Annotated in this window: 18 protein-coding genes; 14 read left to right on the top strand and 4 right to left on the bottom strand. The window is 65.6% G+C overall.

All coding sequences use genetic code 11. The features are described from left to right. Positions 1-71: 71 nt before the first annotated feature. The 4 genes from DTX69_RS15595 (at position 72) to gshB (ending at position 3,943) form a co-directional block, all read left to right on the top strand. The gene (locus tag DTX69_RS15595; RefSeq protein WP_119302478.1) at positions 72-1,274 is read left to right on the top strand and encodes an FAD-dependent oxidoreductase; all 1,203 of its coding nucleotides are present in this window, start codon (positions 72-74) and stop codon (positions 1,272-1,274) included. A 21-nt stretch (positions 1,275-1,295) separates the two neighbouring features. Then, positions 1,296-1,637 carry a TraR/DksA family transcriptional regulator gene (locus tag DTX69_RS15590; RefSeq protein ID WP_119302477.1) on the top strand — a complete coding sequence of 114 codons (342 nt, stop codon included), beginning with the start codon at positions 1,296-1,298 and terminating at the stop codon, positions 1,635-1,637. 23 nt (positions 1,638-1,660) lie between these two features. Next, entirely contained in the window at positions 1,661-2,887 is a 1,227-nt protein-coding gene (locus tag DTX69_RS15585; RefSeq protein ID WP_119302476.1) for an MFS transporter, read from the top strand. Between the two features lie 108 nt (positions 2,888-2,995). Further along, a complete protein-coding gene (gshB, locus tag DTX69_RS15580) occupies positions 2,996-3,943 on the top strand; it encodes a glutathione synthase (RefSeq protein ID WP_119302475.1) in 948 nt (315 codons plus the stop codon). Between the two features lie 15 nt (positions 3,944-3,958). On the opposite strand, the gene DTX69_RS15575 is transcribed toward gshB, so the two are convergent. Continuing rightward, positions 3,959-4,369 carry a hypothetical protein gene (locus DTX69_RS15575; RefSeq protein ID WP_119302474.1) on the bottom strand — a complete coding sequence of 137 codons (411 nt, stop codon included), beginning with the start codon at positions 4,367-4,369 and terminating at the stop codon, positions 3,959-3,961. Between the two features lie 302 nt (positions 4,370-4,671). Here DTX69_RS15575 and DTX69_RS15570 point away from each other — a divergent pair, with 302 nt between their 5' ends. The 3 genes from DTX69_RS15570 to DTX69_RS15560 all read left to right on the top strand — a co-directional run bounded on the left by DTX69_RS15570 (position 4,672) and on the right by DTX69_RS15560 (position 6,375). After that, positions 4,672-5,091 carry an ester cyclase gene (locus DTX69_RS15570; protein ID WP_119302473.1) on the top strand — a complete coding sequence of 140 codons (420 nt, stop codon included), beginning with the start codon at positions 4,672-4,674 and terminating at the stop codon, positions 5,089-5,091. A 1-nt stretch (position 5,092) separates the two neighbouring features. Further along, complete coding sequence (locus tag DTX69_RS15565; protein ID WP_119302472.1) at positions 5,093-5,713, top strand: TetR/AcrR family transcriptional regulator; 621 nt, start codon at positions 5,093-5,095, stop codon at positions 5,711-5,713. 170 nt (positions 5,714-5,883) lie between these two features. Continuing rightward, the gene (locus tag DTX69_RS15560) at positions 5,884-6,375 is read left to right on the top strand and encodes a c-type cytochrome (protein WP_119302471.1); all 492 of its coding nucleotides are present in this window, start codon (positions 5,884-5,886) and stop codon (positions 6,373-6,375) included. Between the two features lie 9 nt (positions 6,376-6,384). Here the strand turns inward: DTX69_RS15560 and DTX69_RS15555 are convergent, their stop codons facing one another. Beyond that, positions 6,385-7,260, bottom strand: a complete 876-nt coding sequence (locus DTX69_RS15555) for an EamA family transporter (RefSeq protein ID WP_119302470.1) — start codon at positions 7,258-7,260, stop codon at positions 6,385-6,387. A gap of 210 nt (positions 7,261-7,470) precedes the next feature. Here DTX69_RS15555 and DTX69_RS15550 point away from each other — a divergent pair, with 210 nt between their 5' ends. From DTX69_RS15550 to DTX69_RS30175, 4 genes are all read left to right on the top strand, one after another. Further along, positions 7,471-7,941, top strand: coding sequence for an Lrp/AsnC family transcriptional regulator (locus tag DTX69_RS15550; protein WP_119302469.1), 471 nt, complete (start codon positions 7,471-7,473; stop codon positions 7,939-7,941). A gap of 119 nt (positions 7,942-8,060) precedes the next feature. After that, positions 8,061-9,839: an adenylate/guanylate cyclase domain-containing protein gene (locus DTX69_RS15545; protein ID WP_162917215.1), complete on the top strand. Its 1,779-nt coding sequence runs from the start codon at positions 8,061-8,063 to the stop codon at positions 9,837-9,839. 30 nt (positions 9,840-9,869) lie between these two features. After that, the gene (locus DTX69_RS15540; protein WP_119302467.1) at positions 9,870-10,082 is read left to right on the top strand and encodes an HAD family hydrolase; all 213 of its coding nucleotides are present in this window, start codon (positions 9,870-9,872) and stop codon (positions 10,080-10,082) included. A 167-nt stretch (positions 10,083-10,249) separates the two neighbouring features. Continuing rightward, positions 10,250-10,492 (top strand): hypothetical protein, encoded by a 243-nt coding sequence (locus DTX69_RS30175; RefSeq protein WP_162917214.1) that lies wholly within the window; start codon positions 10,250-10,252, stop codon positions 10,490-10,492. Positions 10,493-10,494: 2 nt separating this feature from the next. Here DTX69_RS30175 and DTX69_RS15530 read toward each other — a convergent pair whose 3' ends face one another. Beyond that, complete coding sequence (locus tag DTX69_RS15530) at positions 10,495-11,061, bottom strand: PAS domain-containing protein (protein WP_119302465.1); 567 nt, start codon at positions 11,059-11,061, stop codon at positions 10,495-10,497. A 198-nt stretch (positions 11,062-11,259) separates the two neighbouring features. Between DTX69_RS15530 and ltnD the strand changes: the two genes are divergently transcribed. Continuing rightward, positions 11,260-12,162: an L-threonate dehydrogenase gene (gene ltnD, locus DTX69_RS15525; protein WP_119302464.1), complete on the top strand. Its 903-nt coding sequence runs from the start codon at positions 11,260-11,262 to the stop codon at positions 12,160-12,162. Positions 12,163-12,177: 15 nt separating this feature from the next. Here the strand turns inward: ltnD and DTX69_RS15520 are convergent, their stop codons facing one another. Beyond that, positions 12,178-13,146, bottom strand: a complete 969-nt coding sequence (locus DTX69_RS15520) for a DMT family transporter (protein WP_162917213.1) — start codon at positions 13,144-13,146, stop codon at positions 12,178-12,180. Between the two features lie 208 nt (positions 13,147-13,354). Here DTX69_RS15520 and DTX69_RS15515 point away from each other — a divergent pair, with 208 nt between their 5' ends. Beyond that, complete coding sequence (locus tag DTX69_RS15515) at positions 13,355-13,540, top strand: hypothetical protein (protein ID WP_119302462.1); 186 nt, start codon at positions 13,355-13,357, stop codon at positions 13,538-13,540. A gap of 197 nt (positions 13,541-13,737) precedes the next feature. Beyond that, a complete protein-coding gene (locus DTX69_RS15510) occupies positions 13,738-14,046 on the top strand; it encodes a hypothetical protein (protein WP_119302461.1) in 309 nt (102 codons plus the stop codon). The last annotated feature ends 79 nt before the right edge of the window (positions 14,047-14,125 follow it).

The following is a 14,125-nucleotide window of genomic DNA, read 5'->3' as shown; positions in this document are numbered from 1 at the left end:
CCTCGTCGCAAAGACCGGGTCGATCTTAACCAGGACTTCATCTGGCGACAAAGCTCGTCTAAGAAGTCTCCATGCGAATCATTGTGGTTGGCGGCGGAGTCATCGGCGTCACCTCGGCGTATTGGCTGAGGCTGGCGGGGCATGAGGTTGCGCTGATCGAGCAGGATGTGGAGGCCGGGCGCGGCGTCTCCGCCGGCAATGGCGGGCAGCTCTCCTATGCTTATGTCGAGCCACTGGCCGGGCCCGATCTCTGGACCAAGTTCCCGGCGATCCTGCTCGGGCTCGACAGCGCGGTGCGCATGCGGCCCGACCTCTCGCTGGACTCGATCCGCTGGGGCCTTTCCTTCCTGCGTCACTGCATCGGCAAGCGCCAGACGGACTCGCTGAAATCGCTGCTGGTGCTGGCGGCGGAAAGCCATCGCGCGCTGGCGGAGCTCTTGAACGACGTGCCGCTGCAGTTCGACTACGCCGCCGCTGGCAAGCTCATTCTCTATCGCGACGCCAAGGCGCTGGACGAGGCGGGCCGGCTGGCGGAGATCAAGCGGCAACATGGGTTCCGCATCGAGACGTTGGGCCGCGCGCGCTGCCTCGCGCTCGAGCCCGCGCTCGATCGCTACCGCAATGGCTTCGCTGGCGGCATCTATGCGCCGGAGGATGCGGCCGGCGATTGCGGGCTCTTCACCCGCGGACTCTACGATCATCTCGGCCGCGCGATGGGGGTGGAGACGCACGGCAGCATGCGGGTCACGCACTTGACCATGCGCGATGGGCGCGTGGTCGGTGTGGAGCTCGACACCGATGACATGCGCGCCGATGCCGTGGTGCTGGCGAACGGCATCGATGCGCCGCGCCTCGCCGCGACCGTTGGATTGAAGCTGCCGATCGAGCCGGTGAAGGGCTACAGCATCACCGCGCCGGCGCGCCCCGATGCGCCGATCGTCAGCCTCACCGACCGGGCGGAGAAGATCGTGTTCGCGCACCTGGGCCACCGCCTGCGCGCCGCGGCCTTCGCCGATCTCGACGGCTGGTCGCCTTCCGTCAATCCGAAGCGTGCGCAGCAATTGCTGGCGCTGGCGCTGCACCTGTTCCCCGCCGCGGCGGATTGGGACCGCGCCGAGCCCATCTGGGCCGGCCAGCGCCCGATGACGCCGAGCGGTATGCCGCTGATCGGCGCGAGCAGGGTGCCCGGGTTGTATCTCAATGCCGGCCATGGCGGGCTGGGCTGGACGCTGGCGTGCGGTGCCGGCAAGCGGCTGGCGGGGATCATCGCCTGAGCTGTCAGGCAGGAGCATGCGATGGATCAGACGACGATTGCACGATTCCGCGACCAGCTGCAACGCCGGGCTGAGGCGCTCCGCGCCGAAAGCGCCATCTCGGCGGAAGGCCGCAGCGTGGTGGAGCTGGACCAGGCCTCCGTTGGTCGACTATCGCGCATGGATGCGATGCAGGTGCAGGCCATGGCCCTGGCGAACGAGCAACGGCGCCAGGCGGAGCTGCAGCGCATCGCGGCCGCCCTGGATCGGATCGAGCGTGGCACGTTCGGCGACTGCATCGCATGCGGGGAGGAGATCGAGACCAGGCGCCTCGAGATCGATCCGACAATCCAGAGATGCATCGCGTGCGCGCGACAGGGCTGAGCGCTCAAAGGTTCGGGTGAGCCTTGCGATATCTGCAGTTCATCCGTCCCAATCTGCGCCTGCTGTCGTTCGGTTCCGCCGCCTTCTTCTTCTCGAGCTTCGGCCAGACCTTTTTCGTGTCCCTGTTCAACGCGCCGCTGCAGGCGGAGCTCAGCCTCGGCAGCGGCGAGATCGGCTTGCTCTATTCCGCCGCCACGCTGCTGAGCGCCCTGAGCCTGATGTGGCTGGGGCGCAAGATCGACGAGTGGGACCTCAGGGTCTACACCGTCCTTGCCTGTACGCTGGTGCTGCTAGGTGCCTGGACGTTGGCGGCGGCGCCGACGGCGATCCTGGTTGGAGTCGGGTTCTACTTTCTGCGCATCGGCGGGCAGGGCCTGCTATCCCACGCCGCGCTGACCAGCATGGGCCGCTATTTCAGCGAGACCAGGGGAAGGGCGATCGGTTTCGCTTCCCTCGGCTTCGCGCTGGGCGAGGCGGTCCTGCCCTTGTGCGCAGTTGCGCTGACTGCGTGGATCGGGTGGCGCCAAGCCTGGGGCGGGATCGGCACCTTCGTCGCAATCGGCGTCATACCGATCCTGTTGTGGCTGCTCAAGGGCCAGGCTGCGCGGCACCGGGCCTTCGCCGAGGCGAATCCCGGGCAGCCGGCGGCGCTTGCGTCGCGGCGCCTTTCGATCTTGCGCGACGTGCGGTTCTATCTCTGTCTGCCGACGGTGCTGGCGCCGCCCTTCGTCATCACCGGGCTCTTCTTCCACCAGACCTCGGTGGCCGCCGAGAATGGATGGAGCCTCACTTGGCTCGCCAGCTGCTTCATCGCCTTCGCGATCGTGCAGGCCTATTCGAGCTTCCAGTCCGGCGTGCTGGTGGACCGCATCGGCGCCGTCCGGTTGCTCCCCTTCTATCTGGCGCCGATGGCGGGCGGACTGCTTGTGCTGGCCGTGTTCGATCATCCCGTGGCGGCGCTGCTCTACATGATCGGCCTCGGGTTGACGGCGGGACTCGATGCCACGGTCGGGACCAGCGCCTGGGCGGAGCTGTTCGGCGCGCAGAGGCTCGGCTCGATCCGCGCCGTCGCCGCGTCCCTGATGGTGTTCTCGACGGCGCTGTCGCCGGTCCTGATCGGCTGGGCGCTGGATCACGGAATCACGATTTCGGCGGTCGCGGGCCTGTGCATCCTCTATTGCGGCATCTGCCTGGCGCTGGCGTTGCGGCTGGTTGCGATCAGCCGCAAGCCTGGTGGCGGCGACCGGTAGGCTCCCGCCGGATCGCGCCCATCGAATCCAGGTCCATCGGGCAGCTTGACGTGGGCCTTTCCGCGCGCCCACATACTCGCACGAGAGCCTTTGCCGGAAAGACCACCCATGCCCCTGCGTGTTGCCATCCAGATGGACCCGATCGAGAACGTCAATATCGAGGGGGATTCCTCCTTCGTGATGGGGCTCTCCGCCGAGGCGCGCGGGCATAAGCTCTGGCACTACTTGCCGTGGCAGCTCACGCTGCGCGACGGCAAGGCCTATGCCCGGGCGCGGCCGATGAGCCTCAGGCGCAAGGCGGGCGATCATTTCACGCTGGGCGAAGAGGAGCTGCTCGAGCTCTCGACCATGGACGTGATCCTGATGCGGCAGGATCCGCCATTCGACATGGCCTACATCACCGCGACGCACATCCTGGAAACGGTGCACCCTAAGACCCTGGTGGTGAACGATCCCGTGCATGTGCGCAACGCGCCGGAGAAATTGTTCGTCACGCAGTTCGCGGACCTGATGCCGCCCACCGTGATCACCTCCGACCGGCAGGAGATCCTGGCCTTCCGCGACTATCACAAGGACATCATCGTGAAGCCGCTGTTCGGCAATGGCGGCGCAGGCGTGTTCCACATCACGCCCGGGGACGAGAATCTCAACGCGCTACTGGAGCTGTTCACGCAGCTCTATCGCGAGCCGATCCAGGTGCAGCGCTACGTGCCGGAAGTGCGCCAGGGCGACAAGCGCATCATCCTGATCGATGGCGAAGCAGTTGGCGCCATCAACCGCGTGCCGGCCAAGGGCGAATCACGCTCCAACATGCATGTCGGAGGAAGGCCGGAGAAATCGGTGCTCACGCCGCGCGACCGGGAAATCTGCGATGCGATCGGTCCGACGCTGCGCGAGCGCGGCATGATCTTCGTCGGCATTGACGTGATCGGCAATTACCTGACCGAGATCAACGTGACTTCGCCCACAGGCCTGCAGGAAGTCAACCGCTTCGACAAGGTCGTGCTCGAAGACCGCATCTGGGACGCGATCGAGAAAAGGCTGGTGCGGAAGTAGCGCAACGCCTTGCCGCTACGGTTTCAGCACCCATCCGGTGTTCGCGATCAACTGGTTGCACCGCCGACCGGGCGTATCCCAATCGCTCCCATAGAGCGTCACGAACACCTTGCTGACAATCGGGTCAGATCCCAGGAAGAACTCCACCACGTAGCCGTCGCCTTGCTCACGACCCACAAAGTACGGGTATCTTGGCCGTCTAAGTGCGCTCAGAAGCAGGCGCGGCCTAAGAACAAAGCGCAAGGGACCGCCGACCTTGATCTGCGACACGGCGCGAAAACGATCCATCCGCGATAACGCGAGGATGGGATCGTGCTGGACAGCGAACGTTGCAGAGGGAAATACCTTTGCGATCTCCTGCTGGACATGCTCCACCGTGCCCAGTGGTCGCCAATATCTGCCGCGAATCTTGACCGTGTAGCCCATGACGCTATCCAGCTGCGCATCCCCTTGTAGACATAGCAGCGTCAGCATGACAGTGCCGTCAGCCGTGACCGTGTCACCAGGTCGTGCTCGAAGACCGCATCTGGGACGCGATCGAGAAAAGGCTGGGGCGGAAGTAGCGCCAGGCACCCTGTCCGCTCTCAAAACTGGAACAAAAACGGGCCCATCAGTCAGCGGCGACCCTGTCTGCGCCGGTCGCCTTATGAGCGAAACGTCTTGACACGAGACGATCGTCTCATTATATGACGGCCGTATTGAGTTGACGACCTGCATGGAGCCGCGACATGGGCCTGACGCCTGCGGACATGGACCGGAAGATCGACGAGCATTTCGGCTTCGAGGCGCGCGACGACGTGGCGGGCGTCCTTTCCACCCTCGCCACCGACGTGGAGCATGACGTGGTCGGCTGGCCGAACGGCCCATCGCACGGCCGCGATCACGTGCGGCCGTTCTACGAGACGCTGTTCGCCGACCTGGCGGACGGCCAGGTCACCTGCATCAGGCGGCTGTACGGCGATGGCTTCCTGGTGGACGAATCGCTCTGGAAGGGCAGGGCGGTCGGCCGGCCGTTCGGCCTCGAGGGCAAGGGCCGCCCGCTGGAGTTCCGCCTCCTCCACGTCATGGAGTTCGATGAGGACGGTCAGATCCGGCGCGAGGCGGTGTGGCCAGATCTGGCGGCGGTGATCCAGCAGCTGCAGGGCTGAGATGTCAAAGAGAAAGCCACCCGAGCGGAGCAACCAGCGCTACCGGACCCGCAAAGACCTGATCGATGCGGCCGGGCGCCTGATGAAGAACGGGCACAAGCCGAGCCTCGAAGAGGTGGCCGAGGCCGCGCGGGTGTCGCGCGCAACGGCATACCGCTACTTCCCGAATGTCGAGGCGCTCCTGGTGGAAGCACCGCTGGACACCGCAGCGCCGGATTGGGACGCGCTATTCGCCGGCGACGCGTCGATCGACCCGGAAGAGCGGGTCGACCGGGCCGAAGCTGCCATGCATCGGATGGTATTCGATAACGAGGCCGCGATCCGGCTCATGCTGTCGGCCTCTGTCGCGCGTGCCGCGCGTGAGACGGACGGCGAAGCGGTGCCATATCGGCAGAACCGCCGGACGCCCCTGATCGAAGCGGCGCTCGCCCCCGCCCGCACCCGGTTCAAGAAGGCCAACTACAATAGGCTGCGCGCCGCGCTGGCCATGATCTTCGGTTCGGAATCGATGGTGGTGTTCCGCGACGTCCTGCGCCTCGACGAGAAGACCGCACGCGCCGTGAAGAGCTGGGCGGTGCGTGCCCTGGTTCGCGCCGCGCTCGACGAATCCCAGGCGCAATGACCCGGCATTCAAAGGTTCATGCCCGGCACGAGGAGAAGCGGATCGTCGCGGGCCGCCGCGCTCGCTCGGCGGTGGTCGCTGTGATCCAGGTCACAACCCGAGTGAGCGCGGCTTGCGCCGCGCTGTTTGAGTGTGGTGTGAAGCGCTACTGACTAGGGGAGAAGCCCATCATGCACGTGTGTATCCTGGTGGCCGGCGTTGCCGCCATATCCTTCCTCTCTTATGGCGCCGCTGCCGAGACGCCGGTCGAACGCGGCCAGTATCTCGCGCACATCATGGATTGCGGCGGCTGTCACAATACCGGCGCCTTCACGCCGCAGCCGAATCTGGAGACACCGCTTTCCGGCTCCGACATCGGGTTCGAGATGCCGGGCATGGGCGTCTTGTATCCACCGAACCTGACGCCGGACGAGGAGACGGGTCTCGGCAAATGGACGGATGCGGAGATCATCACCGCCTTCACGACCGGCGTCCGCCCGGACGGCCGCCAGCTCGCGCCAATCATGCCGTGGATGTCCTATAGCCACATCAGCGCTGATGATGCCGAGGCACTGGTCGCCTATCTGCGCTCGCTGAAGCCGGTGAAGCACAGGGTGCCGGGGCCGTTCGCGGCAACCGACAAGCCGACGGCGCCTTACTTCACGGTCGTCGCGCCGAAGTAGCGAACTGGGCTAGCGTCGCGTTTCCGCGCGGTGGAGCGCGACGCCTAGGATCACCAGCGCGAGGCCGGCGCATTCCACACTGGTCGGAATCTGCTGCAGCACGATCGCGCCAATGACGGCCGCGGTGGCGGGCAGGAGCGCGAGCATCAAGGCGAATGTCGCGCGCGGCAGGCGCGCCATCGCGAGCTGGTCGCACACATAGGGAATGACCGACGACGAGATGCCGACGCCGATTCCCGCGGCCAGCAGCAGCGGGTTGGTGAAGGCCGGCATCGCCTGCTCGATGCCGACGGGCAGCGCGAAGATGGAAGCCACCAGCATCGACGCGCTCAAACGTTCGATGCCGCCGGCACCGCCTTGCGCCGCCAGGCGATGGCCGAGCACAATGTAGAGCACGAACAAGGCGCAGTTCGCGAACGCGTAGAGATAGCCCACCGGCTCCGCCAGCCAGCGCGCATCGGTCAGGAACCACACGCCCGCCACGGCCAGCGAGAGCGCGACAATGTTGCGCTGACTGCGCAGGCCCAGCGCGGCGAGCAGGATCGGACCGAAGAACTCGATCGCGCCGACGGTCGCTAGCGGCAGCCGCGCGATCGCGAGATAGAAACAGCCATTCATCGCCGCCAGCGTCGCCGCCATGGCGACGATCAGCCAGCGCTCTCGCGCGGTCGCCTTGCGCAGGTAGCGAACGGGCCGACGCCAGAACGCGAACACGATCGCCGCACTCGCAATGCGCAGCCATGCCACGCCGAGCGGCTCAATCGCCGCGAACAGCAGCACGGCGAAGGAGGGCCCGAGATAATGGAACACCGCGCTCACCACGAAATAGGCGTGCGGCGGGATGCGGTGGGTGATCGCTGCAGGCGTTGCTGGTGTCGCTGTCATGCCCAACCTGCTCTCCTTCCGTCACCCCCGGCCTTGAGCCAGTCTTGAGCCGGGTTCCATGGTTCAGCCGCGCGTGTGACGGCGGAATGGATCCCGGCTCAAGACCGGGATGACAGATGAGAGTGTGGCAAAGGGGGCGCATCGCCTCTATGATGGATGGAAAGCTTCTTGGGCTCGACACCTTCAAATTCAATGTCAGTGACGCATCACATGACCATTTCGAAGCTATTACTCGATTCCCGCAATCAAAAGCTCCTGGCGGCGTTGCTGAAGACTCCGCGCGCGTCCGTCACCGACCTCGCGCGGCGGGTGGGGCTGTCAGCGCCAGCGACACGGGAGCGGCTGGTGCGGCTGGAGGAAGCGGGCGTGATCAAAGGCTGGCGGGTGGAACTGGATCCCAAGGCGCTGGGCTACCCGATCTCCATCCTGGTGCGCGTGCGGCCGATGCCCGGGCAATTGCCGAAGATCATCAAGCTGGCGCAGTCGATCCCGCAGGTGACGGAGTGCCACCGCATCACCGGCGAGGATTGCTTCCTGATGCGCCTGCACCTGCGCTCGCTCGACGAGCTCGACGGCCTGCTCGACAAGTTTCTGGTCTATGGACAGACCACGACCTCGATCCTGCAATCCTCGCCGGTGCCGCCGCGCGCCCTGCCGCTGCCGAACCAATCCACGGGATAGCCAGCGCGCTCGACTGCGGGGCCGCGATTTCGTTGGCGCCGGCGCCGGAATTCCGCCTTTTCCAAGGCGTAGAACCGGAGGCGGCGATGCGCTACTCTTGCAGCGGAGGGAGATTTGGCATGGAGCGTCGCCTTGCCGCCATCCTCGCCGCCGACGTTGTCGGCTACACCCGGCTCATGGAGATCGACGAAGCCGGCACGCTGGATGTGCTGACCGCCCGGTGGCGAAATATCCTGTCGCCGCTTCTGGCCGAGCATCACGGGCGCATCGTCAAGCTCATGGGCGACGGGGTGCTCGTGGAATTCGCGAGTGCCGTGAATGCCGTGCGCTGCGCCGTCGATCTGCAGAAGCGGATGGAGGAGGCCAATGCGGGGTTGGCCGAAGACCGCAAAATCCTGCTGCGGGTCGGCATCAATCTGGGCGATGTGATCGTCGAAGGCGACGATCTCTACGGCGAGTGCGTCAATATCGCGGCACGACTGGAATCGATCGCCAGCGCGGGGGGTATCTGGCTCTCCGAAACGGTGGTCGATCACGTGCGCAACAAGATCGAGGTCGAATTCGAGGATCTCGGCCGGCAAAGCGTGAAGAACATTGCGCAGCCGATTCGGATTTGTCGCGTATCGGGCATAGGGGCGCACGAAGGCAACCCAGTCATGGCGATGGCGGGCAGCGACGAATTCCACGCCAAGCCATCGATCGCCGTGCTCCCCTTCGTCAATCTGAGCGGCGATTCCGAGCAGCGCTACTTCAGCGATGGCATAGCCGTGGATATCGTTGCGGGTTTGTCGCGCTTCCGGCAGCTGCTCGTCATCGCCCATCACTCCTCCTTCCAGTTTCGTGACAAGGAGGTGGACCTGCGCCGCGTGGGACACGATCTCGGCGTGCGATACGTCGTCGTCGGCAGCGTTCGAACGGCCGGCACGCGCCTGCGGGTCGCGGTGCAGCTAATCGAGGCAGCCACCGGCAATCACATCTGGGTCGAGCGGTACGACCGCGAGCTGGAGGATGTGTTCGCCGTACAGGATGAGATCACGCGGGCCGTCGTCGCCAGCATCGCGGGCAGGATCGAAGACTCCGACCGGCGCCGCGCCTTGCGCAAGAGTGTCGCAAGCCTGACGGCCTATGATCTTGTCCTGAGGGGCAAGGATCGACTCGAGCAGGGGGCGCAGGAGGACGTGCTCGAGGCGCGCGCTCTGTTCCGGCGCTGCCGGGAGATGGAGCCGGATTGCGCGGAGGCCTATATCTGCCTTGCCGAGACATACTTCTACGAAGCCATATCCAATTGGACGGCAGATTCGGCAGCGGCAGCGGCGCAATTGTTCGAGCTCACGCAGGAGGCGGCGCGGCTCGATGACCAGGACAGCCGGGTTCACCTGGGCCTTGCCTGGGCGCACTGGTGGATCAACGGCAACTACGAGATAGCGGAGGCACAGATCGACGAGGCGATCGCCCTCAATCCGAATGCGCTGGACAACTACTGCTTCAAGGGCTGGCTTTCGACTTGCGCCGGCAAGCTCGAACAGGGCATCTGGTGCTCGAGTGAAGCCGTCCGCCGCGCTCCCAACCTGCCCGACCATTGCCTCACAACCCGCGTCATAGCCGAATATCTGCTGGGGCGATACGATCAAGCGATCGCGACATTCGGGCGGATGCTGCATCCACCTGCGCCGATGTTCGCCTGGGTGGCCGCTTCCTATGCCAACCTCGATCGCGCTATCGACGCGCACGCGGCACTCGCGGCATTTCGCGCGCGCCTGCAGGCCGAGGAGGCCGGCCCGCCAGCCGACGATGCAGAAGGCTGGCGACTCTATTGGTCGAAGTGCTTCCCTGCGAAGGAGCCTGCAAGCCTGGAACGCCTGTACACCGGCTTGCGCAAAGCAGGTCTGCCGATCTGATGATGCTGGTGTTCGACGTCGGGGAGACGCATCGTCGCTGAAGCCGGCTGTCTGCCCGCGCAGATCACCTATATCGGCGACCGCATCGACAATGATGTGCTGCCGGCTTTGAAAGCCGGCATGCAAGCCATCCACATCGCGCGCGGCCCGTGGGGCGTGGTGCAGGTACGCCGGCCGGAAGCGCAAGGGTTGCGCCGCATCCGCTCGCTCGCGGAATTGCCGGCGGTGCTTGGCGAGCCGTGAAAGCCCTTGTCTATGCCTTTTGGCCGATATGGACGGGCGCCCGAAAGCGGCAAAATGATGGCACCATCCATTCACCATTTCGCCATGATCGTGCGGTAGTCTCGCTCATCATCGAGCTTCGTATTGCCATTGACATGTTCGTATCGATATTGATCGGCTCTGCCGTCTTGATTGCGGTTTTGGTCTCTTCCGCTCTCTTCCTGTTCGCGCACCTCACCGGCCGCGTCCGGCGCTCCACCGCGCTGGGTGTGGCGGTGGTCGCCCTCGCAACCGGGGCCGCGCTCGCAGGCGCCGGCGCGATGGAGGAGCCCGTTCTCGGGCCGATGGCGGTGCCGTTCGGTGTCTTCCTGATGCTGGCCGCCGGCATCAACGGGTTCGTGGCGTTCCAGGCGCCGAGGCTGAGCCGATAGCTTTATCCACCGACGATCTGCGGCGGCCGGTGATTGGCCGCGCGCACGGCATAGAAAACCGGTTCGTTGTGCAAGACGTGGATGGCGCCGCCCGCGACGATGTGGTCGTCATAGATGGTGGCGCCAAGCATGGTGTCGGTGAGGCCGCTGCGCCCCAGCATCGGCAGGGCCAGCCGCTCGCCCTGGGAGAAGCGGCCCGCCGCGGCATAGACGGCGCCGACGGCGCACACGATGCAAGGTTCGCCAAGAGCGCGGGTGTAGCGGGCAACCATCAGGTCGACTTCCGTGCGCTCGAACACATCGTTGAAATATTGCCCGCCGATATTGCGCCGATAGATGAGGTTGATGCTCTCGCCGGCGAGGCGCATGCGGAAGCGGCGCGTGTCGGGCTCGACCTCCATGATCCAGAGATTCGGGATCAGCTTGGGCAGATGCAGCGGATCGAAGGCCTGGAGAGAGGGCAATCCGCGGGCTTCTACCGCGAGCGCGTGCCAATATTCATAGAGCGACCGCAGGCGTTCATCCGCCACGATCGGCGGCGTCTCGATCCGAAAGTCCGATGACTCCATGCAGCGCCACCCCGGCGGCCCCACTGGTGTAACAATAGCGCCATTTGCTACCGCAAGTCACGGCTGATCGCACAGGACGGAGCGGTCTGGGTTTTTCAAGATGCATGGGCGTCGGGCACGCGACGTCGCGCCGGCTTGACCGGCGCGATGATCCGGGCGCTGTATGCCTGATCGCTTGCCGCAGTTGGAGGATCTTTCATGACGCAACGCATCGCGGTGATCGGGCTTGGATCGATGGGACTGGGCATGGCGCAGTCGCTGCAGCGCGCCGGCTTCGCGGTGACGGGCTGCGACGTCAGCCAGGCCGCCGTCTCGCGCTTCGTGGCCGCGGGCGGGCAGGGCGCCGCAACGCCGGCGGACGCGGCGCGCGATGCGGAGATCGTCGTCTCGGTGGTGGTCAATGCGGCGCAAACGGAGTCCATTCTGTTCGGCGAGAGTGGCGCCGCGGAGACGCTTGCGAAGGGCGGCGCCTTCATCTCCTCCGCCACCATGGATCCGGAGGCAGCCCGCGCGCTTGCAGCGCGGCTGGAAGCGACCGGGCGGCACTATCTCGACGCGCCGATCAGCGGCGGCGCCGTGCGCGCGGCGGAAGGCGCGCTCACCATTCTCGCTTCGGGCAGCGCAGCGGCGTTCACAAAGGCGCGCGGCGCGCTCGAGGCCATGGCGGCCAACATCTACGCGCTCGGCGACAAGCCGGGGACCGGCGCCGCCTTCAAGATGATCAACCAGCTGCTGGCGGGCGTGCATATCGCGGTGGCGAGCGAAGCCATGGCGTTCGCCGCCAAACAGGGCCTCGACCTTCACAAGGTATACGAGGTGATCACCAAATCGGCAGGCAACTCCTGGTGCTTCGAGAACCGCATGCAGCACGTGCTCGACAACGACTACGCGCCGCGCAGCGCCATCGACATTTTCGTCAAGGACCTCGGCATCGTGCAGGACATGGCGCGTGCCGCGAAGTTCCCGGTGCCCATCGCCTCCGCCGCCTTGCAGATGTTCCTGATGAGCGCCGCCGCCGGAATGGGCCGCGACGACGATTCTTCCGTCGCGCGCCTCTACGCGCAGATCGCGGGGATCGACTTGGCGAGCGCACGGCGCTGAGAGGCCGTGCGTGCCTTATGCGTCCACCGGCAACGGCGATTGGGCCTGCTGACGGCGGCGTTCGCGGGCGATCACGGTTTCGCGGTGCACGATGTAGATGCCGCTCGCGACCACGGTCGCGCCGCCGATGATGAGGTAGGCGTCGGGCACCTCGGCGAAGAACATGAAGCCGAGGATGAAGCCATAGACCAGCGCCATGTAGTCGAACGGCGCGATCACCGAGACCGGCGCGCAGCGGAAGGCGATGGTGATCAGGATCTGGCCGCAGCCGCCCATCAGCCCGATCGCCAGCACGATCAGCCACTCCTTGGGCGATGGCCAGACCCAGGCGAGCTCGGGGTCCATCGCGCCGAGCGGGGCGGTCGCGAGCCCGGCGAGCGTCGCGAATAGCGTGAAATAGAACACGATGGTGCCGCTGCGCTCGGTCGCGGTCAGCCTGCGGATCGAGATCATGGCCAGCGCGTAGAACACAGCGGCGAGCAGCGGCACCAAAGCTTCGGGCTGCCACACGCCGGCGCCAGGGCGGGTCATGATCAGCACGCCGATGAAGCCGACGATGCAGGCCGACCAGCGCCGGATGCCGACGCGTTCGCCGAGGAAGGGAATCGACAGGATGGTGAGGAAGATCGGTCCCGACAGGCCAAGTGCGATCGCGTCCGACAGCGGCAGCAGCTTGTAAGACAGGAAGTAGCAATACATCGCCCCCACGCCGAACAGGCCGCGCAGCAAGTGCCCGGCAGCATGGCGCGTGCGCAGGGTCACGTCGCCTTGCCACATCATGAAAGCAAGGATCGGACCAAACGCGAACAGGTTGCGGAAAAACACAAGCTCGCCGGTCGGGAAGGTTTCCGACACGCCCTTGATCACCGCGTCCATGCTCGTGAAGACGATGACCGCGAGATTGATCAGCGCGATGCCGAAGATCGGCCGGTCCTGGCGCAGAACGGGCGCGGTGGCGGACTTTATGAAAGCGGGGGCGTTCAAGGGAAAATTTCTGGAAAGACGATAGCGCGCACCAAAGACCGGCCTCAATACCGGCCGGGTCGGCATCCTAGTCGGGCCCTCGGCGCGGGGCCACCCCGCGAACCTGCATGCCAGCCATGCAGGTTGGCGCCCGGGCCTTGCAACCATTTTACGCCGGCTGCGTTATCGAGGCGCAACCAATGCGCTCCAACCATGGAGAGAGGGAAGAATGTCCAATACGGCCAAGTGGGTTGTCGGCATCGTCGTGGTAGTTGTCGTGGTCGTGGTGCTCTGGTTCGCCTTCGGCCAGCAGGCGATGACGCCGGAAGTGCCGGCTACGGGCGGCACCGGCACGGAAACGGCACCGCCGGCAGAGGGTGGAACGACCGGGGGCGGCACCACCACAACCCAGTAAGCCGCGCGGAGTCCCAAGCGCGGGTCGGCGCTGTCACTGCGCCGACTGGGCTTCCTTTCGGCACTCGCGGGAGCAGGGCAGCCGGCATGCGCCGGCCGTCGACAGTGGATTGCACCCTGGCGGTTGCCGGGATCGGTGAGCGTCATCCTCATGCAACGGCGGGACACGCGCCCGGTTGACGATGGTGGGCCACGCCGATGGAGGTCCTGCCGATGCCTGATGATGCACGCCGGAGCGCCGACCGCAACAACGAGATGCCGACGGTCAGGGCCAACAAGGCCAGCGCCATGCGCTGGGCGGTCGGCATTGCCGTTCTCTTTATCGTGGGCGTGATCGTATGGTGGGTTTCGGGCATTCCGCGCGGCGAGTCCCCTGAAATCGTCCCGCAGAATCAGCAGCAGCAGAGCCAGCCGCAGGACGGCAACCAGCCTCCGGCGGTGATCCCGCGCGACGATACCACACCAGACGAGCCGATCCCGGTTCAGCCAAGCCAGAATCCGTACTGACCCTCCGGCCTCTTCGCGTGGACCTTTGACCGATGGCATCGGGTTGGGCAAGGTGGTGTCTGTCGGGGCAAGAAGGGCG

The organism is Dongia deserti (assembly GCF_003574735.1).
Lineage (GTDB): Bacteria > Pseudomonadota > Alphaproteobacteria > Dongiales > Dongiaceae > Dongia_A > Dongia_A deserti.
This window is presented reverse-complemented; position numbering and strand designations above follow the sequence as displayed.